The organism is Mycetocola sp. Y719, from assembly GCF_056713205.1.
Genome location: NZ_JBWYGY010000002.1, coordinates 357572 through 383729, shown reverse-complemented (window position 1 = coordinate 383729; position 26158 = coordinate 357572). Strand labels below are relative to the sequence as shown.

Annotated in this window: 22 protein-coding genes; 12 read left to right on the top strand and 10 right to left on the bottom strand. The window is 67.9% G+C overall.

The window, feature by feature from the left end; all coding sequences use genetic code 11:
- Positions 1–21 precede the first annotated feature (21 nt).
- The 3 genes from AC1M0F_RS08195 to glf all read left to right on the top strand — a co-directional run bounded on the left by AC1M0F_RS08195 (position 22) and on the right by glf (position 3034).
- Positions 22–1323: a nucleotide sugar dehydrogenase gene (locus AC1M0F_RS08195; protein ID WP_480237733.1), complete on the top strand. Its 1302-nt coding sequence runs from the start codon at positions 22–24 to the stop codon at positions 1321–1323.
- A gap of 17 nt (positions 1324–1340) precedes the next feature.
- Positions 1341–1772: a hypothetical protein gene (locus AC1M0F_RS08190; protein WP_480237732.1), complete on the top strand. Its 432-nt coding sequence runs from the start codon at positions 1341–1343 to the stop codon at positions 1770–1772.
- A gap of 104 nt (positions 1773–1876) precedes the next feature.
- Entirely contained in the window at positions 1877–3034 is a 1158-nt protein-coding gene (gene glf, locus AC1M0F_RS08185) for a UDP-galactopyranose mutase (RefSeq protein WP_480237731.1), read from the top strand.
- 63 nt (positions 3035–3097) lie between these two features.
- On the opposite strand, the gene AC1M0F_RS08180 is transcribed toward glf, so the two are convergent.
- From AC1M0F_RS08180 to AC1M0F_RS08150, 7 genes are all read right to left on the bottom strand, one after another.
- A complete protein-coding gene (locus AC1M0F_RS08180; RefSeq protein ID WP_480237730.1) occupies positions 3098–5011 on the bottom strand; it encodes a glycosyltransferase in 1914 nt (637 codons plus the stop codon).
- A 90-nt stretch (positions 5012–5101) separates the two neighbouring features.
- Positions 5102–6436 carry an O-antigen ligase family protein gene (locus AC1M0F_RS08175; protein WP_480237729.1) on the bottom strand — a complete coding sequence of 445 codons (1335 nt, stop codon included), beginning with the start codon at positions 6434–6436 and terminating at the stop codon, positions 5102–5104.
- Positions 6433–7776: an O-antigen ligase family protein gene (locus tag AC1M0F_RS08170; RefSeq protein WP_480237728.1), complete on the bottom strand. Its 1344-nt coding sequence runs from the start codon at positions 7774–7776 to the stop codon at positions 6433–6435. The genes AC1M0F_RS08175 and AC1M0F_RS08170 overlap by 4 nt, the downstream gene beginning before the upstream one ends.
- Positions 7773–9005, bottom strand: coding sequence for a lipopolysaccharide biosynthesis protein (locus AC1M0F_RS08165; protein WP_480237727.1), 1233 nt, complete (start codon positions 9003–9005; stop codon positions 7773–7775). The genes AC1M0F_RS08170 and AC1M0F_RS08165 overlap by 4 nt, the downstream gene beginning before the upstream one ends.
- A 145-nt stretch (positions 9006–9150) precedes the next feature.
- Positions 9151–10641: a glycosyltransferase gene (locus AC1M0F_RS08160; RefSeq protein WP_480237726.1), complete on the bottom strand. Its 1491-nt coding sequence runs from the start codon at positions 10639–10641 to the stop codon at positions 9151–9153.
- A 139-nt stretch (positions 10642–10780) separates the two neighbouring features.
- Entirely contained in the window at positions 10781–11611 is an 831-nt protein-coding gene (locus tag AC1M0F_RS08155) for an ACT domain-containing protein (protein ID WP_480237725.1), read from the bottom strand.
- 85 nt (positions 11612–11696) lie between these two features.
- Complete coding sequence (locus AC1M0F_RS08150) at positions 11697–12875, bottom strand: acyl-CoA dehydrogenase family protein (RefSeq protein WP_480237724.1); 1179 nt, start codon at positions 12873–12875, stop codon at positions 11697–11699.
- A gap of 175 nt (positions 12876–13050) precedes the next feature.
- On the opposite strand from AC1M0F_RS08150, the gene manA reads away from it, so the two are divergent.
- A complete protein-coding gene (gene manA, locus AC1M0F_RS08145; RefSeq protein ID WP_480237723.1) occupies positions 13051–14244 on the top strand; it encodes a mannose-6-phosphate isomerase, class I in 1194 nt (397 codons plus the stop codon).
- A gap of 9 nt (positions 14245–14253) precedes the next feature.
- Here manA and AC1M0F_RS08140 read toward each other — a convergent pair whose 3' ends face one another.
- Positions 14254–15222 carry a GlxA family transcriptional regulator gene (locus tag AC1M0F_RS08140; protein ID WP_480237722.1) on the bottom strand — a complete coding sequence of 323 codons (969 nt, stop codon included), beginning with the start codon at positions 15220–15222 and terminating at the stop codon, positions 14254–14256.
- Positions 15223–15312: 90 nt separating this feature from the next.
- Between AC1M0F_RS08140 and AC1M0F_RS08135 the strand changes: the two genes are divergently transcribed.
- The 5 genes from AC1M0F_RS08135 (at position 15313) to AC1M0F_RS08115 (ending at position 21731) form a co-directional block, all read left to right on the top strand.
- Complete coding sequence (locus AC1M0F_RS08135; RefSeq protein ID WP_480237721.1) at positions 15313–15483, top strand: hypothetical protein; 171 nt, start codon at positions 15313–15315, stop codon at positions 15481–15483.
- Between the two features lie 75 nt (positions 15484–15558).
- Positions 15559–16533 carry a UDP-glucose 4-epimerase GalE gene (gene galE, locus AC1M0F_RS08130; protein ID WP_480237720.1) on the top strand — a complete coding sequence of 325 codons (975 nt, stop codon included), beginning with the start codon at positions 15559–15561 and terminating at the stop codon, positions 16531–16533.
- Between the two features lie 211 nt (positions 16534–16744).
- Complete coding sequence (locus tag AC1M0F_RS08125) at positions 16745–17062, top strand: WhiB family transcriptional regulator (RefSeq protein ID WP_480237719.1); 318 nt, start codon at positions 16745–16747, stop codon at positions 17060–17062.
- Between the two features lie 162 nt (positions 17063–17224).
- Complete coding sequence (locus AC1M0F_RS08120) at positions 17225–20320, top strand: glycosyltransferase family 2 protein (RefSeq protein ID WP_480237718.1); 3096 nt, start codon at positions 17225–17227, stop codon at positions 20318–20320.
- Positions 20310–21731: a DUF5719 family protein gene (locus tag AC1M0F_RS08115; protein ID WP_480237717.1), complete on the top strand. Its 1422-nt coding sequence runs from the start codon at positions 20310–20312 to the stop codon at positions 21729–21731. The genes AC1M0F_RS08120 and AC1M0F_RS08115 overlap by 11 nt, the downstream gene beginning before the upstream one ends.
- Before the next feature lie 8 nt (positions 21732–21739).
- Here AC1M0F_RS08115 and AC1M0F_RS08110 read toward each other — a convergent pair whose 3' ends face one another.
- Positions 21740–22180 (bottom strand): metallopeptidase family protein, encoded by a 441-nt coding sequence (locus AC1M0F_RS08110; RefSeq protein ID WP_480237716.1) that lies wholly within the window; start codon positions 22178–22180, stop codon positions 21740–21742.
- An 80-nt stretch (positions 22181–22260) separates the two neighbouring features.
- Between AC1M0F_RS08110 and AC1M0F_RS08105 the strand changes: the two genes are divergently transcribed.
- Both AC1M0F_RS08105 and ahcY read left to right on the top strand, forming a co-directional pair.
- Entirely contained in the window at positions 22261–22482 is a 222-nt protein-coding gene (locus tag AC1M0F_RS08105) for a DUF3499 family protein (protein WP_480237715.1), read from the top strand.
- Positions 22483–22523: 41 nt separating this feature from the next.
- On the top strand, positions 22524–24026 hold the full coding sequence (gene ahcY / locus AC1M0F_RS08100) for an adenosylhomocysteinase (RefSeq protein ID WP_480237714.1): 1503 nt from the start codon (positions 22524–22526) through the stop codon (positions 24024–24026).
- Between the two features lie 209 nt (positions 24027–24235).
- Here the strand turns inward: ahcY and AC1M0F_RS08095 are convergent, their stop codons facing one another.
- Complete coding sequence (locus AC1M0F_RS08095; protein WP_480237713.1) at positions 24236–25084, bottom strand: RDD family protein; 849 nt, start codon at positions 25082–25084, stop codon at positions 24236–24238.
- A gap of 17 nt (positions 25085–25101) precedes the next feature.
- Between AC1M0F_RS08095 and AC1M0F_RS08090 the strand changes: the two genes are divergently transcribed.
- Entirely contained in the window at positions 25102–26097 is a 996-nt protein-coding gene (locus tag AC1M0F_RS08090; protein WP_480237712.1) for a stage II sporulation protein M, read from the top strand.
- The last annotated feature ends 61 nt before the right edge of the window (positions 26098–26158 follow it).

Genomic DNA, 26158 nt, shown 5'->3' with positions numbered 1-26158 from the left:
AAGGCACATAGGATTGAGTCCATGCGTATTGCGGTAGTTGCCCTCGGAAAAATCGGCCTTCCCCTCGCGGTCCAGTTCGCGGACGCGGGGCACGAGGTCATCGGAGTCGACGTCAACCCGTCGGCCGTCGACCTCGTCAACCAGGGGATCGAGCCGTTCCCCGGGGAAGACCACCTGCAGGAGAAGCTCTCCGAGCTGGTCCCAGCCGGCCGTCTCCGCGCCACGACGAACTACGCCGAAGCCATCCCGGGGGCTGACGCCGTCGTGCTCGTCGTCCCCCTGTTCGTCAACGACGAGACCTGGGCCCCCGATTTCGCGTGGATGGATGCCGCGACCCGCTCACTCGCCGAACACCTCACCCCCGGAACCCTCGTCTCCTACGAGACCACACTTCCTGTCGGCACGACGAGGACCAGGTGGAAGCCCATGCTCGAGGAAGGGTCTGGCCTCGTCGAGGGGACCGACTTCCACCTCGTCTTCTCGCCGGAGCGTGTCCTCACCGGCCGCGTCTTCGCCGACCTGAAGAAATACCCGAAGCTCGTCGGTGGCCTCAGCCCCGAAGGCGCAGCCCGCGCCACCGAGTTCTACAACGCGGTCCTCACCTTCGACGAGCGAGCCGACCTTCCGCGGCCGAACGGCGTCTGGGACCTCGGTTCTGCTGAGGCCGCTGAGATGGCCAAGCTCGCCGAGACCACGTACCGCGATGTCAACATCGGACTCGCCAACCAGTTCGCGATCTTCGCCGACCAGGTCGGCATCGACGTCTACTCGGTCATCGACGCGTGCAACTCGCAGCCATACAGCCACATCCACCGCCCGGGCATCGCCGTCGGGGGACACTGTATCCCCGTGTACCCGCGCCTCTACCTCTCCACGGACGAGAACGCCGAGATCGTCCGCACGGCCAGGACGCTGAACGCGTCGATGCCTGAACGCGTCGTCGGCCAGGCAGCGAATGTCCTCGGCGACCTGACGGGCCTGCGTGCCGTCGTCCTCGGTGCCGCCTACCGCGGCGGAGTCAAGGAGACCGCGTTCTCCGGTGTGTTCCCGACCGTCGAGGCGCTGGCGTCCCGCGGCGCGACCGTGCTTGTGCATGACCCGCTGTACACGGATGAGGAGCTCGCCCGGTTCGGGTTCACGCCGTACGCGGTCGGCGAGGCGGTCGACCTGGCCATCGTCCAGGCCGACCACGCTGAATACAAGGCACTCACGGCCGCCGACCTTCCCGGCATCCGCCTTCTCGTCGACGGTCGTAACTCCACCAGCCCCGAGGCATGGGTCGGGACTCCCCGGCTCGTCATCGGCGGCGGCGGAGCACAATAGGGGAACGGGGTCACGCCGTGAGGAACGTCAGGACATTCTCGATCGCAGGGCTCCTGCTGATCGCCGCACTGGCGGTCACGGCATGCTCGAGCCCGGCGCCTGAGCCCACCAGGACCTCGACGATCCCGCGGGGCTCGACGACGACGCCGACACCGACAAGCACGGCGACCACCCCTCCGGCGACCTCGACGCCCGCGGAGTGGACGCCTGTCGCGCTCACCGAGGTGTGCGTCGACTTCCAGGCGACCTGGGCCGAGGAGAACGGTTACGAGCCGGCCGACTTCGACTGGGACTCGCCAGGCACAACGCAGCTGAACGGCGGCCTCTGGTACGTCTTCCTCGCCGGCACGTTCACCCCGACGGGCTCAGACGCGGTACCGGCCGAGTTCTCCTGCGCCATCTCAGGTACGCCGGACGCGCCCGTTATCGAAGAGTCACCCAACGAGTAGCAGAACCGGTCCCTGAGCCGCCCGCGTTCGGCTCCCGGCTGTCCGATTGTTAGGCTGGGGCTTTGACCGCGCGCCCGCGCACTGATCCGCTGAGGAGCCCCCACGTGAATGCAGACCTCGTCATCGTCGGATCGGGGTTCTTCGGCCTCACCATCGCGGAGCGCGCAGCAGAGCTCGGACGCCGGGTCGTGGTCATCGACCGCAGGAACCACATCGGCGGTAACGCCTACAGCGCCGCGGACCCGGAGACAGGGATCGAGGTGCACCAGTACGGCGCCCACCTCTTCCACACGTCGAACCCGGTGGTGTGGGAGTACGTCAACAGGTTCACGGCGTTCACGAACTACGAGCACAAGGTCTACACCAACCACAAGGGCGTCGTGTACCCGCTGCCGGTGAACCTCGGCACCATCAACCAGTTCTTCTCAGCCGCGTACTCGCCGGGCGAGGCACGCGCCCTGATCGCCGAGCAGGCATCCGAATTCGATTCGAAGACCGCGGCCAACCTCGAGGAGAAGGGCATCTCCCTGATCGGGCGCCCGCTCTACGAGGCGTTCATCCGCGACTACACGGCCAAGCAGTGGCAGACAGACCCGACCGACCTCCCCGCCGAGGTCATCTCGCGGCTGCCCGTGCGGTACAACTACGACAACCGGTACTTCAGCGACACCTGGGAAGGCCTCCCGGTCGACGGCTACACGGCGTGGATCGAGCGGATGGCAGACCACAAGAACATCGAGGTCAGGCTCGACACTGACTTCTTCGACGAGTCCCAACCGATCAACAAGGCCGCCGTCGTCGGGCAGGTCCCTGTCGTCTACACCGGACCTGTCGACAGGTACTTCGACTACTCGGCAGGAGAGCTGTCCTGGCGCACCCTCGACTTCGAGCAGGAGGTGCTGCCGATCGGGGACTATCAGGGCACCCCCGTGATGAACTACGCCGACGCCGACGTGCCGTACACGCGCATCCACGAGTTCAGGCACTTCCACCCCGAGCGGGACAACTACCCGACCGACAAGACGATCATCATGCGGGAGTTCTCCCGATTCGCCACGAGGGACGACGAGCCGTACTACCCGGTGAACACCGCGGACGATCGCGCAGGCCTGTTGGCCTACCGCGACCTGCAGGCGGGGGAGAAGGACGTCTGGTTCGGCGGACGCCTCGGCACATACCAGTACCTCGACATGCACATGGCCATCGGGTCGGCGCTGTCGATGTGGAACAACAAGCTCTCAGCAGCCCTCGGCGGCGCGTAACGCAGGAAACCGCGCCGGGCTGAGTTTCGCCCGGCGCGGTTTCGCGTGTGTTCCGAGTACGTCCTACTTCTCGAAGGTCTTCCGCCACTCGTCGACGGACGTGATCGTCGGCAGGGCGTTCTTGTACTGGCGCGACAGCTCGTCCCATTTGTCGCCGATCTCCTTGTGCAGGCGGATGCTCTCGCGCAGCATCCGACGGAAGGCACGGCGGTCACGGGTGTACCAGACCTTGCCTGACCCGTCAGCGGTCGAGACGAGGGCGCTGTCGAAGGCGGGTGAGCGGAACCAGGTCGCATCGCGTTTCGACAGCTCCACCTGGGGCCGGTCCCTGTCACGTTCGCTCGGGTCTGTGAGCCAGTGCCTGGCGACCATCCTGGCCGTGAACGCGACCAGGGGGACACCACGGGGTCCCTTGGCCTGCTGGGTGCCTGACGGAGCCTCGTAGACCTGTTTGCCCTGGTTCGTGATCGGTGTCTCGTCGTCGGTGCGGAGCACCTGCTTCTCCCGGAACGACCCGGCCTCCTTGCGCAGGACGGCGAGCTGGGTCGGCATCGTGGCGTGGAGGTGGTCGGGGCCGGAGAGGATGTCGACGAGGGCCTGGTGCCGCAGGCTGACGGCGTAGTACTGCATCGACAGGAGGTGTTTGAGATCCCAGCGCCTGCTGTCCTTGAGGAGCTTGCCGCCGCGCTTGTGGCGCGAGTGGAGCAGGGCGGCCACGAAGCGGTTGCGGGCGTGGAAGTAGGCCTGCCAGTCGATGGCGTCGTCCTTGTCGATCCACGAGACGTGCCAGAGTGCTGCACCGGGGAAGCTCACGGTCGGGAAGCCGTGCTCACGGGCGCGGAGGCTGTACTCGGCGTCGTCCCACTTGATGAAGGCCGGCAACGAGAGGCCGACCTTGCGGATCACGGCGGTCGGGATGAGGCAGAACCACCAGCCGTTGTAGTCCGAGTCCATCCGGGCGTGGAGCATCCGGGTCTGCCTGAGGTTCGACACGCGGAAGTCGTGCGGGAAGTTGTCCTTGAACTGGGTCTGCCAGACGAAGGGGACCGGGTCGATGACTTCGGCGAACGCGTGCATCACTGGTCGGTCGAGCAGGTCGAACATGTGCCCGCCGACGATCGTCGGACGGCGGCTGTGCCTGGCGAACCGCAGCGCGCGCAGGATGCTCTCCGGCTCCACTTTCACGTCGTCGTCGAGGAGCAGCACGTAGTCGCTCTCCGGGCGGTCGAGGGTCTCTGCCATCGACCGGGCGAATCCGCCTGAACCGCCGAGGTTCGACTGGGTGATGATCTCGAGCTTGTCGCCGAGTCGCGAGGCGAGCTCAGGGTACGCCGCTTCGTCAGCGACCCGCTGGTCGCCCTGGTCGACGATGAAGATGCGGTCGATCTCACGGAGCAGTTCGGCGCTCGACTCGAGGGTCGCCAGCGTCTCGACGCAGTAGTCCGGTTTGTTGAACGTCGTGATGCCGAGGGAGACCTTGCCCGTGGTGACCTCGGGGGCGTCCGTCGCCCACGTGCCGTGCTCGAGGATGACGGGCTCGTTCTCGGCGACGATGTCGAACCAGTACCACCCGCCGTCCCCGAAGGACGTGACGGGCAGGTCGACGACGGTCTCGGACGTACCGCTGACGGCACGCGATGTCACGCTCTGCTGGATCCCCTGCGAATTGGAGCGGAACACCAGGACGGTGCCCTCCCCGGTCGTCGTCACGGTCAGGCGGACCGAGCGGACGTTCGACCAGTGCTGCCAGTACGAGGCGGGGAATGCGTTGAAGTAGCTCGCGAACGAGATACGGCGTCCGGCGGGGATGCGCATGCTCGACCGGGAGAGGACGTCCTCGATGTGCGCGTTCTCACTGATCCTGACGGTCTCCCCGCCGATCTGCGTCCACGTCTCCGGGTCCGCATAGAGCGGCAGGACGTCGGGGTCGCCATCGGTGGAGAAGACGACGTTTTGCAGGGTGGACCAGCCAGTCACGATTTTTTCGACTCCGTGTTCGTTGCAGTTGATCGAGATACCGTTCGACGCGTTGCGCCTCGACGAGCCTAGTCGCAGCACCTGTGAGGGTCAGTCGAGAGTCTCAGGGTGCGAGGCGCCCGGCCCCTGCGCCTGGGGCGGTTTCTCGGGCAGCCTGGACCGCCAGCTCATGCCCTGTGACCCCTTCACCGCGCAGATCACGAGGAGGAGCCAGCCGGACTCGCTGAGCAGGAAGCTCTCGGTCATACCGGTGGCGAGGAGCGCGACGAGGACGAGGGCCGGCCAGGCGTACACCGTGCTGCGGCGGTTGGATGCGAGCAGCCAACTGCGGAGAAACGCGAAGCCGCAGAGCAGGACGAAGGCGAAGATTCCGACGAGACCGACCTGCAGGTACACGTCGAGGTACGCGTTGAGCGCAGAGGTGTGCTCGCGGCCGACGGTCCAGATGATGTAGTTGAACGGCGGCTCGTCGGTCTGCCAGCTGCCGGTCCAGCCCCAGCCCTCGAGCGGATGGATCTGGATGTAGTTCCACACGCTCAGCCACAGCCGGTAGCGCACCTCGAACTCGCTGCCGGCGTTGAGGAGGTCGATGATGCGGGTGCGGAGCAGGTAGACGACGATGAGCGAGATCGAGCCGACGGCGAGGAGTGCCCCCTGGAGCAGGCGGCGTGCCTCAGGGCGGGCCCGCCTGAGGCCGTAGAGCGCCGCCGAAGCCACAGCGAGGACGAGGACCACGATGAGCGTCACTGGCGAACCGCTGAACAGCAGGCAGAGCACGGCGATCGTGATCGAATACCTGGCGACCGGTTTGGGCACGGATCGCGTGCGCCATTCGATGACGAAGGTGACGAGGGCGATGGAGGTGACCATCCCGAGCAGGTTGCGGGTCTCGAACAGGCCCTGGATCGGCCCGCCGTTCGCGAGCAGCCCCTCGATTCCGAGGAAGCCGATCGGCTGGTCGAAGATGATGCCACTCGCGACCTCGAGCGCGAGCGATGCCGTCAGCAGCACACGCAGGACGGCGCCCGTCGTGCGCACGATCTGGATGAGGTCCCTGGTGAGGGCGACGGTGAGGCCGAGGAACGCGTAGACGGCGAGGTTGAAGGCGCCCTCGAGAGAGTCGGTCGGGTACCCGCTCCACGCCACGGACACGGCACACCACGCGATGAACGCGATGATCGACAGCGGCAGCAGACCGTGCCAGTCCAGGTACTGCCTCCTGGCGATGAGAACGACGGCGGCGCCGACGACCAGGGTGACGAGCATGGCGACGAGGCCGGGAGTTCCGATGACCCTGCGGATCGCAGGCGCCCCGAACGCCACACCGATGATGCACCAGGCGAGGGCCTGCGCCACGGGCGCTGAACCCATGGTCTTCTCGATCGCGGCTAACCGGTGCGCAGGGAGTCCGCGGCCGGTGCTCATCGCCTGGTTGCCCTGGCGGAGGGAACAGCGACCCTCTGCTGTTTGGTGACCACGGCAAGCAGAACGAGCAGGACCCAGCCGGATTCGATGAGGATGCGGCTCTCGGCGAGGCTCTGGACCAGCAGGACCGTCATCAGGAGGATCGGAAGGAGCGACAGCGGCGAGTAGGGGAGCGAATCATCGAGACCGGCGCGGGGACGGTCGACGGCGGCGAACCAGGACCGCCAGGTCACACTCACGAGAAGAGCGGCGAAGAGGACGAGCCCGACGATGCCGAGCTGGAACCAGACGTCCAGCCAGGCGTTGTGCGCGTGCAGCTGCAGCACCCCGCGGCGGACGACGAGGTCGGTGAACGGCTCTGCCCACGGCACCCAGGGACTCGAGTATCCCCAGCCGAACCACGGCCGTTCTGCCGCGGCGCCGATCACGGTCTGCCAGATGTCGAGGCGGCCGGTGAGGTCGTCGCTCTTCCCGAACAGGCCGAGCACCTGCTCGCTGAACAGTGCGACGCCCGCTGCTGCCGCGACCACGACGCCGGCGAAGGCCAGGTAGACGGGCGTGCGCCCGGCCGGCGTGCCGGCGTTGCGGATGAGCAGGGCCGCCGCGAGCACGAGCACGACCACGACAGCGGCGATGATCATCGTGCTCGACCGGGTGAGGGCGAACACGGCGGCGGCGATAATGAGCCAGGGGATCGCCGACCGGCGGCGTACGGTCCCTGCCGCCCACTGCAGGCTGAACACGATCAGGCCGAACAGGGCGATGATGCCGAGCAGGTTCGAGTTTCCGAGGATGCCCTGGATCTTGCCGCCGTCGAAGAGCAGGTTGCGCGACCAGAAGGCCAGGAGAGGGGGGTCATCCCCGAAATCCACCCAGAACGGCAGCACCCGATCCCGGACCACGATCGACACCCAGAGCTCGAAGAGCAGGGAGAGCGCCAGGACCCACTTGATGGCGTTGGAGAACATCCTGACGACCTCGGGCCAGTCGTAGGCGAGGGCGAGGAAGACACCGACGATCGTGCACAGCAGCATGCCGGTCAGGGTGAACACGCTCGCGCCGGGGTATGCGGACCAGGCGATCGAGAGGATGGCGAACCCGATGAACGCGACAAGTGCCTTCGGAACCAGGCGGCGGTCCCCACGTGGCTTGAGGATCACGACCATGGTCAGGCACGCCGCGACCACGACGAAGCACACGGCGACGAAGCCCCACAGGCCGAGCAGGTGTCTGACGGCGTCGCCGGCCAGCGCGACGAAGAGGGCGAGGGTACCGATGCCTGACGCCCACAGTCGCGGCGTCGAGAGCGCTTCGGGAGGCGCGACGGTCGGCGAGGTCATGCAGTCAGGGTATCGCGCTGCCAGAGGAACGGCCGAAGCTTCGCCAGCTGGACGACGAGGACGACGATCTCGGACACGGCGAGTCCTGCGGCGATACCCGGCGTCCCGAAGAGGAGCATGAGCGGCACGAGGAGGATCGCGCCGCTGATCGCGCCGGCGATCGTGCTCGTCGCCAGCGCCCTGGTCAGACCGAACGCCGTGAGGCAGGCGAAGCCGGTGATCTGGGAGACGAGCATGGCGCCGAGCGCGACGCCGAGGGGGATCGAGAGCGCGTACGAGATCGCCAGTCCGCTGCCGGAGAAGAGGACGACGATCCACGGGGTGGCCACCGCGAAGGCGAGGCCGCCCAGGATGCCGGTGGCGACGGCGATCCTGATGACCACGCGTGACCGGCGGGCCTGGTCGCCGAGGTCCTTCGACGGTACGTAGCTCTGCGCCACCTGCACCATCGGTCGGGTCGCCATGAGGGCGAACCGCATGAGCCGCTCGGCAAGGGCGTATGCCGCCGTGGCCTGGGTGCCGGCGAACGCGCCGACGATGAGGATCGGGAGGTTGACATAGACGGCACTCGTCGCGGACATGGCGACGGCGGCCGACTGGCCGGACAACCGGCGGAACGCGCTGCGCGGCGAGAAGTCACGTACCCAGCCCGGATAGCGCTTCGCGATGCTCGCCGTGCTCAGCGCGATGGCCGTGACCGAGCCGAGGCCCTGCACCACGATGAACCAGAGCGCGTCGTTGGTCACGAAGAGCAGGCCGGCTCCCGCAAGCGTGCCGATGCTCTTCGGGATCGTGTCGAGCACGAAATATCGCCCGGGGCTGGCCTCGCCGACGAAGAACCAGGCACCGGACAGCGCGGCGACGAGCCCGGTGACGACGGTCATCGCTGCGATCAGGCGATAGTTGGTGCTGAACAGGAGCGCGACGACGATCGTCGGCGGAAGCACGACGAGCAGCAGCCAGCACCTGCTGACGAGGGAGTCGAGGTAGAAACGGCCCCGCGACTCGGGCGGCAGGCTCGCCACCTCGGTCGGTCCCGTCACCCCCCAGCCGAAGACGACGAGGACGTACGCGAACCCGGCGACGCCTTGGGCGACCGCGATCTCAGCCCACGCCGCCTCGCCGGCGAGGATGATGATGGCCGGCAGGACGGCGATGCTGATGATGCCGCTGATGATGACGGATGCCCCGTAACCGCCCGTGAAACTCAGCAGGCGCCGCCGGCTCACCACGGTGTTCTCACAGCATCCACGCCATTCTGGCCGCAGCGGCCGGGCTCGACAATGGGGCGGCATCCGCCTCGGGTCGTCGCAAGTATAGGCGAGCGCGGCTGTACGGACCGCCGTGCGCAGCCGGTCGGCCTGACGTGTCGCCTCAGCCCCGTCCTGCGGCCTCGCCCGACCGGTTCGACCGCTGCCGCAGGAGCCGCACGCGTCTGGCGATTCCGCGCCGGAGGCGGAATGTGACCGCGCGGACGGGAGCGGCAGGCGGGTTCCCTCTCCCGACGGCGGCACGGTCGATCTCCCGTGCCCATCTGGCGGTGACCGCGTCGTCGGAGAAGCGGGCGGCCGTGCGCACCGCGTTGCGTCTGAGCGCGGCGACCTGCTCGGCGGGGAGCCCGATGAGGTGGTCGACGGCTGCGGTGAGGCCGGCGACGTCGCCGGCAGGGACGAGGAATCCGTTGTGCCCGTTGCGGATGATGTCGGCTGGGCCGTACGGGATGTCGTAGGCGATGGGGAGGCATCCGCTCGCCATGCTCTCGACGAGGACGAGGGGGAAGCCCTCACTCCTGGACGAGAGCAGGAGGAACGATGACCGGCCGAGTTCGCTGCTCGCGTCGGCGCGGTAGCCGTGGACGGTGATACCGGGTGCCCGGGCCGCTGCGCGCTCGACGCGGTGTCGTTCGGGCCCGTCCCCGAAGATGTCGAGAGTCGCAGGAGATGAGGCGTTCGCGACGGCGCGGACGGCATGGTCGACGCGTTTGCGTTTCTCCAGCGAGGCGAGGACGATGCCTCGCCCGGCGTCCCTTGGCGCCGGCGTCGGCCCGCCGGGAGCCATGGTCCTGCTGTTGGGGATCACGGTGAGCGGGGCGTCTGGCCCGAGGAGCTCCCTGGCGTCGTTGCGCTGGCGTTGGGTGAGGAAGACGAGCCTGTCGAACCCGTCCGGGGACCCGAACACGTCGGCGCGTGACGCCCGCACTGCCGTCCCCTCCTTGCCCTGCCGGTGTGAGGCATGGACGACGTGGAAGGTCAGGAGGCCACGGCGCCGGTAGCCGAGGAGGAACCGGGCGCTGGTTTTGCTGTCGACGATGAGAGTGGTCGGGCGGTCGTCCCTGAGACGGTCGAGCCACCAGCGGTAGAGCGAGCGGGCCTGCGTCCACCGACGGAGGGGCCGGCCGTCCCTGTCGCACCAGACGATCGAGCGGCCCCCGGTCGTTCCGCGACGGCGGACGTCACGACGGTCGGATGCGGCGAGGCTGCCGTCGAGGCGATAGTGGTCGACCTGAAGCTGGGTGGTGCCGTCATCGGCGTACCGGATCCGGGTCATCTCCCGGCCGTCACGCCATTCGGATCCGTACGCCGGGTCGACGCCGAGCGGCGTGAACACGGCGCGAGCCGCCGCATCGGCGGCGTCGGCGTCGACGGACGGGGCGTGATCCCTCAGCCAGTCCCAGAGGTTGTGCAGCCGCATGCCGTCGATGAGTTCACCTGCGGTCCGCAGCCGCTCGGCGACGGCGGGGTAGTCCGGTCGGAGGTCGAACGTGACGACGTCGACCTCGACGCCACCCAGCCTCACGAAGGCGCGGGAGCGGTGCAGGAGCGCCGCTGTCATCCCGCCGAACTGGTCGGCGATTCCCCAGCTCACCGCAAGATGGCATCCGGGGCGGAGTCGCACGCGCGCGCTCACAGGTCCCCCTCTGTGTCCTGCGGATCCGGCGGTCGCCGTCCACTCCCGAATTCTGTCAGGGCGGCATCCTGCACACCAACTGGTTGCCCCTGGCCGGTCACCTGGTGTATTCGGAGATCTCGGCGAGTTCGGCGAGCCGGTGGGCCCGAGCCGATTCGACGGGAGTGAACGGCACGCCCCTGCGGTGGAAGAGCAGGACACCCGAGGATGGCGACGGCACCTTGAGCATGGTGCCGTCCGCCAGACGCGCCCGAACTTCGGCGGAGGAGAGGCCGACAGCCGCCTGGTCGGCGCCGAGCAGTTCCGCGAGGACGCCGGGAAGGTCTGTCGGATCGCCGACGACCCGGGTGGCGAGGTTCAGCGCCCGGGTCTGGCCGTCGATGAGCGAGACGGGCGTCGTCGGCGACACGAGAACCTCGCGGCCGCCTGCGCCGAGGAGCACGGTCTCCAGGTCGTGGCCGGTGAGACCGTGGGGGGCCCCGACCACGAGATCGTCGAGCGTCCCTTCCTGGAGCGGCTGAGTCTGGATGCTGAGGATGTTCACGTCGAGACGGGCGAGGGCGCGCGTGATGCGCTGAAGGGCGCCGGGCTCGTCTGGGACGACGAGGCGGGCGCGCCAGAGCGACGGCGAGCTGTGAAGCCTCCGGTGCCTCGTCAGTTCGCCCGCGTGCAGCCAGGCACGGAGCATCCGCCTGACCGACGGTTCCGCGACCCAGATGACGAGGGCTGTCGCGCTCAGGGCCAGGACGGAGACCTTGGCCAGGTACGGCAGACCCGTCTGCAGGACGACGGCATGGACGAGCAGCTCGATCGGCAGAACCGTTGCGATGTTTGCGACGGTGAGTCTCACGCGGGGCGCCTCAGGGAGCTGTCCGCACGCCTCGCAGCGGAGATCAGCCTGTGCGGCCTTTCCGGTTCTCTGGGTCATGTTCCATAGTGACCCGCGCGCCGTTTCGGCCGCGTTTCCGTCCTGTTCCGACTGCGTGAGCGTTTCGGACGCCTGGGGGGACGGATCAGACGAATGCGGCCGTGCCTGTGATGGCGCGGCCGACGATCAGTGCATTCATCTCGCGGGTGCCCTCGTAGGAGTAGAGCGCCTCGGCGTCGGCGAAGAACCGCGCGGCCTCGTAGTCGAGCACGATGCCGTTCCCGCCCATCGACTCGCGTGCCCACGCCACCGTCTCACGCATCTTCGACGTGCAGAAGCCCTTCGCCAGGGCGGAGTGCTCGTCCTTCTGCGTGCCCTCGTCGAGCATCTGGGAGACCCGGACGCACAACGCCATCGACGCCGTGATGTTTCCGAGGCACCTGGCAAGGAGATCCTGGACGAGCTGGTGCTCGGCGATCTTCTTGCCGAACTGTTCGCGCTCCTTCGCGTATGCCACCGCTGCCTCGTACGCACCGACGGATACTCCGACGCTCGACCAGGCCACTGCCGCCCTGGTCAGGCGGAGAACCTTCGCGGTGTCCCGGAACGACCGGGAGTTCTGCAGACGCATGCTCTCGGGCACGACGACGTCCTCGAGCGTGATGTCCGCGTTCTGCACAGGGCGCAGGGCGATCTTGCGTTCGATCTTCGTTGCCGTGTAGCCGGGCGTCGAGGTGGGAACGATGAACCCCTTCACCTGGTCGTCGGCCGTGTCCTTCGCCCAGATGATCGTGATGTCGCTGAACGTCGCATTGCCGATCCAGCGCTTCGCCCCGTTGATCGTCCACGAGTCTCCCGTGCGCGTGGCCGTCGTGCGAAGACCCCTGGCGCTGTCACTGCCCGAGAGCGGTTCGGTCAGGCCGAATGCGCCGAGCACCTCACCCGACGCCATCTTCGGGAGCCATTCGTCCCGCTGCTCCTGCGAACCGCAGACGCTGATCGAGCCCATCGCGAGGCCCTCCTGCACGCCGATGAACGTGGCCATCGACGCGTCCACCCTCGCCATCTCCATGGCGGCGAGGCCGCGGAAGACGGCGGTGTTCTCGAACGGGCGGGTCTCGGGGAACGGGTAACGGGCCACGTCGGTCTCCATGAACGAGGAGATGAGGTCGTGGGGGAACTCCGCCCGCTCCCAGTAGTCGTTGATGACCGGGCGGACGGTGCCCTCCATATAGCTGCGGAGTCGCATCAGGGCGTCCTGTTCCCTCGCCGAGAGGAGTGTTTCGAATCCGTAGAAATCGCTGGCGAGGGGTTCGAACGACATGCTGGCTCCATTGCGTCTGGGATGTTCCGTGCGGAAAACTCCTTGCAGCCTAGGGATGCGCTGTTCGGCCGACAACGTCGTTGGCCGAACGGACAAGCGCGGCCGATTGCTGAACGTCGGCTCTTGTAGGGTGGCGATAACCCAGCACACCATTGACGATCGATGAGGCCTGTCCGTGTTCGTTCCCATTGCCAACACCCCCCGCGACTACGCATGGGGGTCGACCACCGCGATCGCCGGACTGCTCGGCTCGACGCCGTCCGGCTCCCCTGAAGCGGAACTGTGGCTGGGCGCACACCCGGGTTCGCCCGCGCGCATCCTTTCGCCAGGGGCAGCCGGAGGGCACGACACGCTCGCCGACTGGGTCGCCGCCGACCCGGCATCCGCCGGTCTCAGCGAACCGCGGCTGCCGTTCCTGCTCAAGCTCCTCGCCGCTGACGCCCCGCTCTCGCTGCAGGCGCACCCGTCACCGGCACAGGCCAGGGAAGGCTTCGAGCGCGAGAACGCCGCAGGGATCCCGCTCGGAGCCGCCGACCGCAACTACAGGGACGCGTTCCACAAACCGGAGCTCATCTTCGCGCTGAGCCCCACCTTCGACGCCCTCTGCGGGTTCCGTCCCGTCGCCGAGGCCGCCGCAGACGTCGACGCGCTGCTCGCCGCCCCTGGGCTCGCGGACCAGGCACGTGCCGCGCTTGCCGATTTCCGGGAGTCGCTCGACGGTGAGGATGCCGACGTCCTCCGCCGGGTGGTCGCCTCCCTGCTCGGCGACGACGTCTCCGTGCTCGTCACCGCCGTCACCGACGCCGCGGCATCCGCTGAGCTCACCCCCGCCGTCGACACGGTGAGGCTGCTCTCCGAGTTCTACCCGGGAGACCCCGGCATCGTCGTGTCCCTGCTGATCAACCGCGTCACCCTCTCCAGGGGAGAGGTCCTCTATCTGCCCGCCGGGAACATCCACGCCTACCTGCGCGGGTTCGGCGTCGAACTGATGGCAGCGAGCGACAACGTGCTCCGCGGAGGACTCACGCCGAAGCACATCGACGTGCAGGAGCTCCTCAGCGTCCTCGACTTCACGCCGCTGCCCCTGCCGTACCTCGAGTCCGCCCGCCCGTCTGACGGCGTCGAGGTCTACCGGCCTGACGTCCCCGATTTCGAGCTGGCGCACATCGTCCCTGTCGACGGCCGGCCTGCGGCGATCGACCTCCCCGGGCCGGCGATCGCCATCGCCACTGCCGGGAGCCTGAGGGTCAGCGGGGCGTCAGGCACGATCGAGCTCGGCCAGGGTGAGGCCGTATACGTCACCCCGGACGAGGTCCGGCTGACCGTCACGGGTGCCGGGGAACTCTTCGTCGCGACGACGCGCCTCTGACCGCATGGGTCAGACGGCGGTCATCGCCGGCTCTCCCGTGCAGCTGAAGGTGTTCCTGTAGGCGTTCGGTGTCGTGTGCAGCACTTTCAGGAAGTGGTGACGCATCACAGCGGACGATCCGAATCCGGCTTCAGCGGCCACCTGTTCGAGGCCGAAATCGGTCTGTTCCAGCAGATGCTGCGACCTGATCAGACGCTGGCGGTTGAGCCAGGCAGCCGGGGTGGCTCCCATCTCGGCCCGGAACCGCCTGGCGAACGTGCGCTCGGACATGTGCGCCTTCGTCGCGAGGACGTCGACGGGGAGATCGTCCGCGAGGTTCTCGAGCATCCAGGCCGTCACTCCGGCGAACGAGTCGCTCTGGCGTTCGTGGACGGGGGCCTCGATGAACTGCGCCTGCCCTCCGTCCCGCTGCGGCGGGACGACCATCCGCCTCGCGATGACGTTCGCTGCCGCTGCACCGAGTTCCTTGCGCACCAGGTGCAGGCACGCGTCGATTCCGGCCGCCGTTCCCGCTCCGGTGATGACGTGGCGGTCCTCGACGAACAGGACGTCCGGGTCGACCGTCGTCGCGGGATAGTCGCGGGTGAGCCTGTCGGTGTACATCCAGTGGGTGGTGCTTCGCCTCCCGTCGAGGATGCCGGCCTCCGCCAGTGCGAATGCTCCGCTGCAGACGCTGAGGATCCATGCCCCCCTGGCCTCTGCCGACCGGAGGACCTCGACAGTGCGGGGATCGAGCTCTCCGAAGTAGTACGCGGGTACGGCGATGAGGTCGGCGTCCTCGGCCTCGTCGAGGCCCTCGGTGACAATGATGTCGAACCCGAGTTTCGTGCGGATCGGCCCCGGTGTCGCCGCAACGATGTGGAAGTCGAACGCGGGTCCTCCCATGTCGGACCTGTCGATGCCGAAGACCTCGCAGATCACGCCGAACTCGAACGGCGCCATCTCGGGGAGTGCGATGACCACGATTTTCTTGAGCATTCCGGACGCCTCCAGCTTTGGCAGAAAAGGATCGAACAGTGGCAAGTCTGCCACTGTTGGCGGGAACTCGCAATCCATAGATTTACAGCCATGATGATGTTCATGATCCTGATAGTGGCCGCGGTCGTCTTCGCGACGATCGCCACCGTCGCCGAACTGCGACGCGACGGATTCCGCCGGATGCCCGAACGTACCTTCGGACCGGCATCGAACGAGAAGACCGACTCCCTCGGACGGCCCCTCGTGGCCGGCCTCCGCTGAGCCCCTCACCGCAGGGGAGGCGTGCTCTAGGCTCGGTGTCGGGCGTCGTCCGAGGCCCGACACCGAGGAGGAAATATGACCTGGCTGGTCACTGGAGGAGCCGGATACATCGGCGCCCACGTCGTCCGTGCGTTCGTCGAACAGGGGATGGACGTCGTCGTCCTCGACGACCTTTCCTCCGGACATGATTCCTTCCTCCCTGCAGGAGTTCCGTTCGTGCAGGGGAACATCCTCGATGGTGACGTCGTGTCCTCCGCCCTCCGCGAGCACCACGTCACCGGCGTCGTGCACGTGGCCGGCTTCAAGTACGCGGGCGTCTCTGTCCAGCGGCCGCTTCACACCTACGCGCAGAACGTGACGGGGACACTCGTCCTCCTCCAGGCCATGGCGGACGAAGGCGTCTCCAGGATCGTCTTCTCCTCCAGCGCGGCCGTGTACGGCACCCCGGACACCGACCTCGTCACCGAAGACACGGCGAAGAACCCCCAGTCGCCGTATGGGGAGTCGAAGCTGATCGGTGAGTGGATCCTCAGGGACCAGGGCGTCGCCGCCGGGCTCACCCACACGTCGCTCCGGTATTTCAACGTTGTCGGCTCCGGTTACCAGGACGTCTACGACACGAGCCCGCACAATCTGTTCCCGCTGCTCTTCGACGCGCTCCTCGACGGTCGCTCGCCGAAGATCTTCGGCGACGACTACCCGACACCGGATGGAACGTGCGTGCGCGACTACGTGCACGTCGCGGACCTGGCCCTCTCGCATGTGGCCGCCGCGAAGCGGCTGGACGCGGGCGAGCCGATCGAGGCGGTCTACAACCTCGGTTCGGGCGACGGCGTCTCTGTGGGGGAGATCATGACCGCCGTCCGCGACGTGACCGGAATCGAGTTCACGCCCGAGATGGCGCCGCGTCGCCCGGGGGATCCTGCGCGCATCGTCGCCTCAGGCGAGCTCGCTGCGCGTGACCTCGACTGGGAGATGCGGCACTCGCTCGCCGAGATGGTCGAGAGTGCGTGGCAGGCTCGCTCAACCGTCCGAGCGCCGCGAGCGTAGCTCGCGACGCGCGGAGATCGAGCGGCGGGCCACGGTTGGCCCGACAGTCGAAATCCGAAAGCGCCTCCTCTCCCGACACGCCGGTGAACGCGGGATGAACCCTCCATTGGGGGTTGAGGGTTTACCATCTGCGACTTGACGTGAGCGAACTACACGGGTGTAATTATGACTAGCGCCGCGTGGCGCACAGGCATTGAGTGGGGAGAGAGATATGTCACCTGAATATCGCTCTGGTGTTCCCGAAGACTGGTTCATTGATCCGGTCCAGTTGGGTGTGCCTGGGGTTCGCAAGGCTGTCGAAGATGACAACCCACTGGCCTGGCAGACGGATTCACTCTGCGCGCAGACGGACCCTGAAGCATTCTTCCCCGAAAAGGGCGGCTCGACGCGGGATGCCAAGCGCATCTGCACGAGTTGCGAGGTCAGGACGCAGTGCCTCGAATACGCCCTCGAGAACGACGAGCGGTTCGGCATCTGGGGTGGCCTCTCCGAGCGTGAGCGTCGCAAGCTCAAGAAGCGCGCCGTCTGAGGCCGTTCGCCCCGGCATCGCCCGAGATGGAGTCGCCGGTCCAGGCGGGATCGGCGCCTGACGCGTCGGAGCTGACGCGCTTCGCGCCGGTGGTCGTGGCGATATCGTGCCACGCCGATGCAGTCGGATGCCGAGCGTCGCACCCGACATAGTCTGGACGCGATGTCTCCCCGAGTTACCGTAATCCTTGTCGTGCATGACGGCTCCGGCCCTGCCGGCGCCGGCAGCCTTCAGGGCACCCTCGACGCGCTTGCCGCCCAGTCCAGGCAACCTGACGCCGTCATCGCCGTCGCGTGCGCCGCGCCGGCAGCCACGACGCTCGCCCTCGAGAAGGCTGCTGTCGACCGCATCGTCACATCAGGGGAGCGGTTGAACTTCGGTCAGGCCCTCACCGCCGGAATCCGCGTCATCGAGCAGCCGGAGAGCGCAGACGAGTTCCTGTGGCTGCTCGCCCAGGACACGGCACCGGAGCCGGATGCGCTCGAACGCCTGCTCGGCGCGATCGAAGTCGCGCCTTCCGTGGCCGTCGCGGGCCCGAAACTCAAGGATGCGACCGACGGGTCGACGATCGTCTCTCTCGGTGAGTCGGTGACCCCGTTGGGTGCGACCGTCTACCTGGTCGAGAACGAACTCGACCAGGGCCAGCACGACACCGTGAGCGATGTCCTCGGTGTCGCGCCAGGAGGGATGCTCGTCCGCCACACCGTGTGGGAGGAGCTCGGCGGATTCGACACCGCCTTCGGCTCGGCAGACGACGCCCTCGACTTCTGCACGAGGACACGCCTCGCAGGCCACCGTGTCACCGTCGTACCCGCTGCGACGGTTCTGACAGCTGGGGCAGGCATCGCAGGACCGTCGAGGTCCAACAGGCCCGGCGCGCGACGGAAGCGGGCCCGCCAGTCCAGGGGCGCACAGCTGTACCGCCGGCTCGTCTACGCGCCCGCTGCGGTCGTCTGGCTGCACTGGCTCACCCTCGTGCCACTCGGCATCCTGCGCGGCATCCGCCGAATCATCGGCAAGCAACCCGATCTCGTCGGCTCCGAGATCGCAGCGGCATTCCGGGTAGCGTTCAGCCCCGTCAGGGTGTTCCGCGCCAGGAGGAACCTCCGTCAGGCGAAGACTGTCGGCTGGTCGTCGCTCCAGGCGTTGCGGATCCCGTTCGGCGAGGTGAGAAGACGCCGCAGGCTCCGCCGGGAATCCGGGGCGGCCGTCTACACGATCGAACGCAGCGACCTCCGCTTCTTCACCGGTGGCGGCGGATGGCTCGTGATCGGGTCGGCCCTCGTCAGCGCCGGTCTGTTCTTCAACCTGCTCGCGGCGACCGCGGTCGAAGGAGGCACCCTCCTTCCGTTGTCCGCCGCTGTCGGCGACCTCTGGCAGCACGTCGGCTATGGCTGGCGCCAGATCGGCCTCGGCTTCACCGGCGCAGCAGACCCGTTCTCCGCCGTGCTCGCCGTTGTCGGAACGATCACCTTCTGGGACCCGTCGTACTCCCTCGTCCTCGTCACGCTGCTCGCGCTTCCGCTTGCGACCCTCGGTGGATGGTTCGCGGCCACCAGGCTCACCGAGCGCAGCGCATACCGCATGGTCGCGGCAGTGCTCTGGACCGTCGCCCCGACCTTCCTCTCCGCGCTCGTCTCGGGGCAGATCACCGGCATCCTCGTCCACCTCCTCCTTCCCTGGTTGTTCTACAGCGGTTGCGTCGCCGCCCGCTCGTGGGGCTCTGCGGCCGTGGCATCCGTCCTGCTCGCTGCGACGATCGCGATCGCGCCGTCGCTCGCGCCGGCACTCCTGGCGATCTGGCTTCTCGCGCTCATATTCGCGGGTCGTCACCTGGCTCGTGTGGTCTGGCTGATCCTGCCGACGGCTGCTCTCTTCGCACCGCTGGTCTGGCAGCAGGGCGTCGTGGGCGGCAACTGGCTCCGCCTCTTCTCCGACCCCGGCGTCGCCGTCGTCGTCGACCGCCCGACAGGCTGGCAGCTCCTGCTCGGCCTCCCGTCTGGTAACCCCGGCTGGGACGGCGTGACGGATGCCATCGGGCTGACAGGCGTGCCCGCCCACCTCCTCGTCCCGCTGCTCCTCGCACCACTCGCCGTGATGGCGCTGCTCGCCCTCTTCCTTCCGGGGAGCCAGCGGGCGGCTGTTCTGCTCTTCGTCGGGCTGCTCGGACTCGTCACGGCATTCGGCGCCACCCACCTGCTGGTCAGCATCACCGGTTCGGCACCGACCTCGATCTGGGCCGGAGCCGGACTGAGCCTGTACTGGCTCGGTCTCGTCGGCGCCGTCATCGTCGGATTCGACAGCCTCCGTCGGACGGCAGCTGTTCCTGCCCTCGTCATCGGCGTGCTCGCCGTCGTCCTTGCCGTTCCCATGGCCGCAGCCCTCCCCGCCGGCCACGGACAGATCACGGCAGGCAACGGCCGCACCCTTCCCGCATACGTGACGGCTGCCGCGGCCGCGAACCCCGCGACCCGCACCCTCACCCTCACGCCGCAGCCGGACGGCGGGATCTCCGCCCGCGTGGTCGAAGGGATCGGAGACACCCTCGACAATCAGTCGACCCTGGTGTCGACCAACCCCGCATTGACCGAAGACGACGAAGATGTGGCCGTCCTCGCCGCCAACCTCGTCTCGCAGGGCGGACTCGACCCCAGCGAACTCCTCACCGACTTCGGCGTCCAGTTCATCCTGCTCACCCCTGCCGCAACCGAACTCGGCGAGGAGGTCGCGGGGCCGGCTCAGTCGATGACCAACCGGGCGGCGACATCCCTCGACTCGAACGCTGTGCTCGCGCACGTCGGTCTCACCGACCGCGGAACGCTCTGGCGCTTCGACGGTGAGATCTCGCCACCGGCGACCCCCAATCCTGTGCCGTTCCTGTCTACCCTCGTGCTGGTCGGCCTCGCGCTGGTGTTCGGCTTCGCGTTGCTCCTGTCGATCCCGACAGCGGCATCGAGACGCGCTGCCGAAGGTCGTCCGCGCACCATCGGCAGGCGTGAAGCCGAGCCGGCGCAGCGGCTGAGCCGCGCCGAGAGGGCCGAGCAGAAGGCGGAGGCCGAGGCGGAGAAGGCAGTCGAACTCCGCGTGGCCGCCGAGTCGGAAGAGGCGGAGGAACGCGAGGCCGAGCAGGCGGTGGCCGACGAGTCCGCAGACGACGCCACCCTCGCCGCCGAGACCGCAGACCGCGACGACGACCGACAGCCTGACGCCCTTGTGCCGGGCTCACCCGCCGAAAGCGAGAACTCCCATGGCCGATAAGCGACGCATCGCCGTGACCAGCGGCCGGGTGATCAGCGGAGCGGTCGGCATCGCCGTCGCGCTCGTTTCCATCGTCGCCGTCGGACGGCTGGACCTGCCGGTCTACTCCGTCGACGCCCCGAGCTCGACGGTCACCCCGACGGCATCAGACCAGTCGCGCCTCTGCCCGGGTCCGCTGCTCCGGCAGGGCGACGACGTCGCCTCAGCCGGCGCCGCCTCCGCGTTCGGCAACCCTGGCGCCGCGATCGCGACGGACACCGCTCCCGAACAGACAGCCCTCACCGCGCCTGACAACCTGACCGGGGATCAGTTCGGGCTGCCCACGGTCGTCAGCGTCGCCAGCGAACCGGGGGAGGGCACTCCGCCGATCGCCGCGGCCCAGTCGCAGGCGTCAGCGCTCGACGACCTCAGCGGATTCGCCGCCACCGCGTGCGGTGAAGTGAGCGCTGACAGCTGGCTGGTGGGCGGATCGACCGACGTCGGGCGCACGAGCATCCTCTCGCTCAACAACCCCACGCGCGCAGACGCGGTCATCGACCTCTCATTCTTCAGCGAGACGGGTGAGATCGAAGCCCCAGGGGCAACGGGCATCATCGTCAACGCGGGCGAACAGCGCCTGTTCTCCCTCGCGAGCTTCGTGCCGGGAGTCCGCAACCCGGTCATCCGGGTGCAGACCACAGGCGGCCAGGTCTCCGCCGTGTTGCAGCAGAGCACGGTCAGGGGCATCACGCCCGAGGGAGTCGAACTCTCAGCGGCAACGACGCCTCCTGCGACCGAACAGATGATTCCGGGTGTCGTCCTCGCCGCTTCCGCACCCACGGCCGTCGGTGCGACATACGACGACCGCATCGCCGCGATCCGCATCCTCGTTCCCGGCACCGAACCCGCGAGCGTCACCCTGGACTTCGTCAGCGAACAGGGCGCTGAAGCACCGCTGCCTCTGACCTACGACTTCGAGGGCGGCATCGTCAGCGAAGTGAACCTGACGAACCTCCCGACGGGGAGCTACGCCGTGAAGATCACGTCAGACCTGCCCGTCGTCGCCGCCGCCCACACGACGGCAGCGGCAGGGGAGACCACCGACTTCGCCTGGTTCGGAGCATCCGGCCCGCTCGTCGACGACACGAAGATCGCCGTCGCACCCGGCCAGGGTCCCCGAGTGCACCTGTTCAACCCGACGGCCGACGACGCCGAGGTCGTGCTCACCGACCGGAACGGCGGCGAGACGACCCTCGACGTGCCGGCCGGATCGGCGATAGCAGCGTCGGTCCGCTCGGGGATGGCATACGACATCTCCGGCACAGACGGTCTGCACGCGCAGGTCAGCTACTGGGGGACGGCCGGATTCTCCGCATACGCCATCCAGCCGGCGAATCCGTCGGCGTCACCGGTCACCGTCTACCCGAGATAACCGCCGCGTCAGAAGTGGAAGCGATCGGGGCCCAGGTCCCACGGGTCCTTGCCGATGAGTTCGGCTGTGGCCCGGAAGACACAACTCTCGATCATCATGCGCTGGTGCAGGTCGTCGTCGCGGTGCAGCTTGCTCATCCGCTGGATGGGCAGGCGGTAGAGCACGATGCGCCGCTCGGCCGCGCTTGTCCACCACCGCGGCACCGTACCGTCCGGAAGTGCGCCCATCGGCATGGCGCCGACCTCGTAGCGGACGTTCGCGAGGTCTTCGGGCCAGGCGCTGCGGAGGAAATCGGCTGCGGCCGCGACGGTCATGTCGAACGAGTCGATGCGGTTCTTCAGTGGATCCAGGTGCGGGCCGGTCGCCGCACTCCGTTCGGAGCGCCCGTGCCGGTCGTGACGGACCGCCCGCCGAGCGTATGTGCTGCTCCGGGAAGTGCGTCTGGCCATGACGCCATCCTATTCGCCATCGGCCGTCCTCCCGGCGAGGTGCCCGGGCGAACCCCTGCGGGGCTTGTATGGTGATGAGAATGTTTGACAGGCCCTGTTCGAAAGTCGGATGCTCCCGCGACGCGGTGTCGACCCTCACCTATGACTACGGGGACTCGATGGCCGTACTCGGCCCCCTGAGCCTGTCCCGCGAGCCACACACCTACGACCTCTGCTCCATCCACGCGGAGCGGATGAGCGTGCCGCAGGGCTGGCAGGTCATCCGGCACCAGATCCTGCGCGACGTCGACTCGACCGCCTGACCCCCGGTTCACGCTCCGGCGGGGTCTGCGAGAATGAAGGCATGACGCTTACTCCGCCCGCAGCATCCGCTGTCGAATCCACGTCCGCCCTGGCTTTCCAGGTCCGCGACCTCTCGCTCGCTGAAGCCGGCCGCCACCAGATCCGGCTGGCCGAGAACGAGATGCCAGGGCTCATGGCCCTCCGCGAGGAATTCGGCACCTCGCAGCCGCTCGCCGGCGCCCGCATCGCCGGCTCCCTGCACATGACAGTCCAGACCGCTGTGCTCATCGAGACACTCGTCGCCCTCGGCGCGCAGGTGCGCTGGGCGAGCTGCAACATCTTCTCCACCCAGGACGAGGCCGCCGCGGCCATCGCCGTCGGCCCGAACGGCACCGTCGACGCCCCGGCCGGTGTGCCCGTGTTCGCCTGGAAGGGCGAGACCCTCGAGGAGTACTGGGCGTGCGCCGAGCAGATCTTCGACTGGAGCGCCGAGGCCGAAGCGGCAGGGGCCGACTGGACCGGCCCGAACATGATCCTCGACGACGGTGGCGACGCGACCCTGCTCGTCCACAACGGCAGGAAGTACGAACTGGCCGGTGCGGTGCCCGAAACCACGGACGGGGACAGCACAGAGGGCCGGGTCGTGCTCGACCTGCTCCGTCGCTCGCTTGCCGCGTCGTCCGACCGCTGGACGAAGATCGGCGCAGAGCTCATGGGTGTCACCGAGGAGACAACGACCGGCGTTCACCGCCTCTACGAACTGGCGAAGGCCGGCGAGCTTCTGTTCCCTGCGATCAACGTGAACGACTCGGTCACGAAGAGCAAGTTCGACAACAAGTACGGCATCAGGCACTCGCTCCCTGACGGCCTCAACCGCGCCACCGACGTGCTCATCGGCGGGAAGGTCGCTTTCGTCGTCGGCTACGGAGACGTCGGCAAGGGAGCGGCGGAGGCCCTCCGCGGCCAGGGAGCACGGGTGATCGTCAGCGAGGTCGACCCGATCTGCGCACTGCAGGCGGCCATGGACGGCTACCAGGTGGCACGGATCGAGAGCGTCGTCGAGCAGGTCGACATCTTCGTCACCGGAACGGGCAACCTCAGCGTCATCACCACCGAGCACATGCTCCGGATGAAGCACCAGGCCATCGTCGCGAACGTCGGCCACTTCGACAACGAGGTCGACATGGCCGGCCTCGAGTCGCTTGACGGTGCCGAGCGTGTCGAGATCAAGCCGCAGGTGCACGAGTGGCGCCTGCCTACCGGCCGGTCGATCCTCGTTCTCAGCGAGGGCCGCCTGATGAACCTCGGAAACGCCACGGGGCATCCGTCGTTCGTCATGAGCAACTCGTTCACCAATCAGGTGCTCGCGCAGATCGAGCTCTTCGTCCACCCCGAGAACTACCCGATCGGCGTCTACGTGCTGCCGAAGCACCTCGACGAGAAGGTGGCCCGCCTGCACCTCGACGCTCTCGGCGTCGAGCTCACCACCCTCACCGAGGAGCAGGCCGCATACATCGGCGTCTCCGTCGACGGCCCGTACAAGGTCGACCACTACCGGTACTAGGACCCGCCCGCCGCAACGGCGTCCTGGGGCTCAGGCCCTGCGGCGCCGTTTTCGGCTGGTGCAGAGTGTTCAATGGTCGCGATATGTCCTTATGGGTCGCGGATAGCGACCGTTTGCGTCCACTGAAGGCTGGGGACAGAAGCGCCGGACAGCACTTTGCGGCCAAAGGAGGTTCGGCCGAGACTCACCTGACTCGCCGGGCGCCGTGCCTAGCGCTCGGGGAAGTCGTGCGGGCGACCGGTCAGCACCGGCTGCACCCGGGCGAGGCGCTCGCGCTCGAGCATGTGCGCAGCGTACTCACGATCCCGCCGCTTGGCGGCGACCGCGTAGAGGAACAGCTCGGGGTCTGCGCGCGGAACAGGCGACACCCACACGGATGCCTCCACGGCGAGATCCTGGGCCAGTCGCGCCCGCGTCATCGGCGTCAGCTTCGGCGCCTGCTTGAGGAACTGGGCGATCCGACGTGACAGCCGGTCAGGCATCCGCCCAACGTCGGCCAGCTCTGCCCAGCCGGCCAGCGCAGGCGGCATGCCGAACACAGGATCGGTGTAGCGGGGCACGCGTTCCTGCTGCGCATAGGTGCCCGCCAGGAGGTCGCCGAGGCGCTTCGAGCGGCTGGACAGCAGACCGGTGAGCGCGGCGACGCCACCGAGGGTCATGTAGATCTCGAAGAAGCCGACGAGGGCGCGGATGAAGGCGTGCCTGAATCCTGTGGCGCCGCCGTCGTCGCGCACGACGCGCGCTCCGACCGCGAGTTTTCCGAGCGACCGGCCGTGGCTCAGGGTCTCGACGGCCGTCGGAACGACGACGCAGCAGAACACGATGATCGATGTGGTGAAGGCCGCTGTGGCGGACTGGTCGATGACGCCCTGGTTGGCGAGGACGAAGAGAAGCCAGAACAACAGGGCGGCGAGGAGCACGGTGGCGACGAAGTCGATGATGGTGCCTGCAGCCCGGAGGATGAAGCTCGTTGACTGCACGTCGAGAGCGACGGCTTCGCCGGTGAGGAGCTCGGAGGAGTCCGGCGTGTTCGAAAGTGTGCCGGAGGGCTCTGCCATGAATAGTATCTAAGCAGATGGATCTCGATGCATACAGCGCCGCCCACCGGGACGAGTGGGATCGCCTCGACGCCCTCGCGTCGAAGCGGTCATTGTCGGGCGCTGAAGCCGACGAACTCATCGACCGCTACCAGGCGGGCGCCACCCAGCTCTCCGCCATCAAGACGACCGCAGGCTCGACCGTGCACGGCGACCGGCTGAGCGTCAGCCTCTCCAAGGCGCGGCTGCGGTTCACCTCCGCCGGTTCGAACGTCTTCAGCCAGCTGCCACGGTTCTTCGTACTGCAGCTCCCCGCGGCGTTGTACCGATTGCGCTGGCTCACCCTCGCCGTCGCCCTCGTGACCGTCACGGTCGCCGGGCTCTGGGCGGCCTGGATCCTCGGCGACCCGCAGGTGCTCGCGAACTTCGGCAACTCCGATGAACTCCAGAAGTATGCCGACGAGGACTTCATCGACTACTACTCGGAAAACCCGGCTGCGTCGTTCGCCGGCCAGGTCTGGACCAACAACGCGTGGATCGCTGCCCAATGCATCGCGTTCGGTATCACCGGCATCTGGGTCCCGTGGGTCATCCTGCAGAACGCGCAGGGCATCGGGACATCGGCTGCCGTCCTGTTCAGCGTCGGAGAGGGCGACACGTTCTTCCTCTACATCGCACCGCACGGGATGCTCGAACTCACGGCGATCTTCGTGGCGGCGGCGGGCGGGCTGCGGATCTTCTGGGCCTGGGTGTCTCCGGGCAAGCGGACGAGGGGGCAGGCGCTCGCCGAAGACGCTCGCGCCCTCTTCACCGTGGCCATCGGGCTCATCCTCGTTCTCCTGGTCTCAGGCATCCTCGAGGGATTCGTCACTCCTCAGCCGTGGCCGTGGCCGGTGAAGATCGGGCTGGGCGCTGCGGCACTCGGTGCGTTCCTGTTCTACATGCTCGTGATCGGCCGCCGCGCGTACCGCGCGGGCGAGACCGGCGACCTCACGGCCTTCGAAGCGGGCGCCGCGCGCATCTACGCGAACTGAGCCGGGCGAGACGGCGTCGAGATGCCGGCAACGGCCGTCCGAGGTCTTGGAATGCCCCGAC

What these genes read in the sequence shown, in the direction of transcription:
- AC1M0F_RS08195 (WP_480237733.1), top strand. Translation starts at nt 22, where the DNA reads ATGCGTATTGCGGTAGTTGCCCTCGGAAAAATCGGCCTTCCCCTCGCG.
- AC1M0F_RS08175 (WP_480237729.1), bottom strand. Translation starts at nt 6,436, where the DNA reads ATGAGCACCGGCCGCGGACTCCCTGCGCACCGGTTAGCCGCGATCGAG.
- AC1M0F_RS08170 (WP_480237728.1), bottom strand. Translation starts at nt 7,776, where the DNA reads ATGACCTCGCCGACCGTCGCGCCTCCCGAAGCGCTCTCGACGCCGCGA.
- AC1M0F_RS08155 (WP_480237725.1), bottom strand. Translation starts at nt 11,611, where the DNA reads ATGACCCAGAGAACCGGAAAGGCCGCACAGGCTGATCTCCGCTGCGAG.
- AC1M0F_RS08150 (WP_480237724.1), bottom strand. Translation starts at nt 12,875, where the DNA reads ATGTCGTTCGAACCCCTCGCCAGCGATTTCTACGGATTCGAAACACTC.
- AC1M0F_RS08140 (WP_480237722.1), bottom strand. Translation starts at nt 15,222, where the DNA reads ATGCTCAAGAAAATCGTGGTCATCGCACTCCCCGAGATGGCGCCGTTC.
- AC1M0F_RS08135 (WP_480237721.1), top strand. Translation starts at nt 15,313, where the DNA reads ATGATGATGTTCATGATCCTGATAGTGGCCGCGGTCGTCTTCGCGACG.
- galE (WP_480237720.1), top strand. Translation starts at nt 15,559, where the DNA reads ATGACCTGGCTGGTCACTGGAGGAGCCGGATACATCGGCGCCCACGTC.
- AC1M0F_RS08125 (WP_480237719.1), top strand. Translation starts at nt 16,745, where the DNA reads ATGTCACCTGAATATCGCTCTGGTGTTCCCGAAGACTGGTTCATTGAT.
- AC1M0F_RS08120 (WP_480237718.1), top strand. Translation starts at nt 17,225, where the DNA reads ATGTCTCCCCGAGTTACCGTAATCCTTGTCGTGCATGACGGCTCCGGC.
- AC1M0F_RS08115 (WP_480237717.1), top strand. Translation starts at nt 20,310, where the DNA reads ATGGCCGATAAGCGACGCATCGCCGTGACCAGCGGCCGGGTGATCAGC.
- AC1M0F_RS08110 (WP_480237716.1), bottom strand. Translation starts at nt 22,180, where the DNA reads ATGGCCAGACGCACTTCCCGGAGCAGCACATACGCTCGGCGGGCGGTC.
- AC1M0F_RS08105 (WP_480237715.1), top strand. Translation starts at nt 22,261, where the DNA reads ATGTTTGACAGGCCCTGTTCGAAAGTCGGATGCTCCCGCGACGCGGTG.
- ahcY (WP_480237714.1), top strand. Translation starts at nt 22,524, where the DNA reads ATGACGCTTACTCCGCCCGCAGCATCCGCTGTCGAATCCACGTCCGCC.
- AC1M0F_RS08095 (WP_480237713.1), bottom strand. Translation starts at nt 25,084, where the DNA reads ATGGCAGAGCCCTCCGGCACACTTTCGAACACGCCGGACTCCTCCGAG.
- AC1M0F_RS08090 (WP_480237712.1), top strand. Translation starts at nt 25,102, where the DNA reads ATGGATCTCGATGCATACAGCGCCGCCCACCGGGACGAGTGGGATCGC.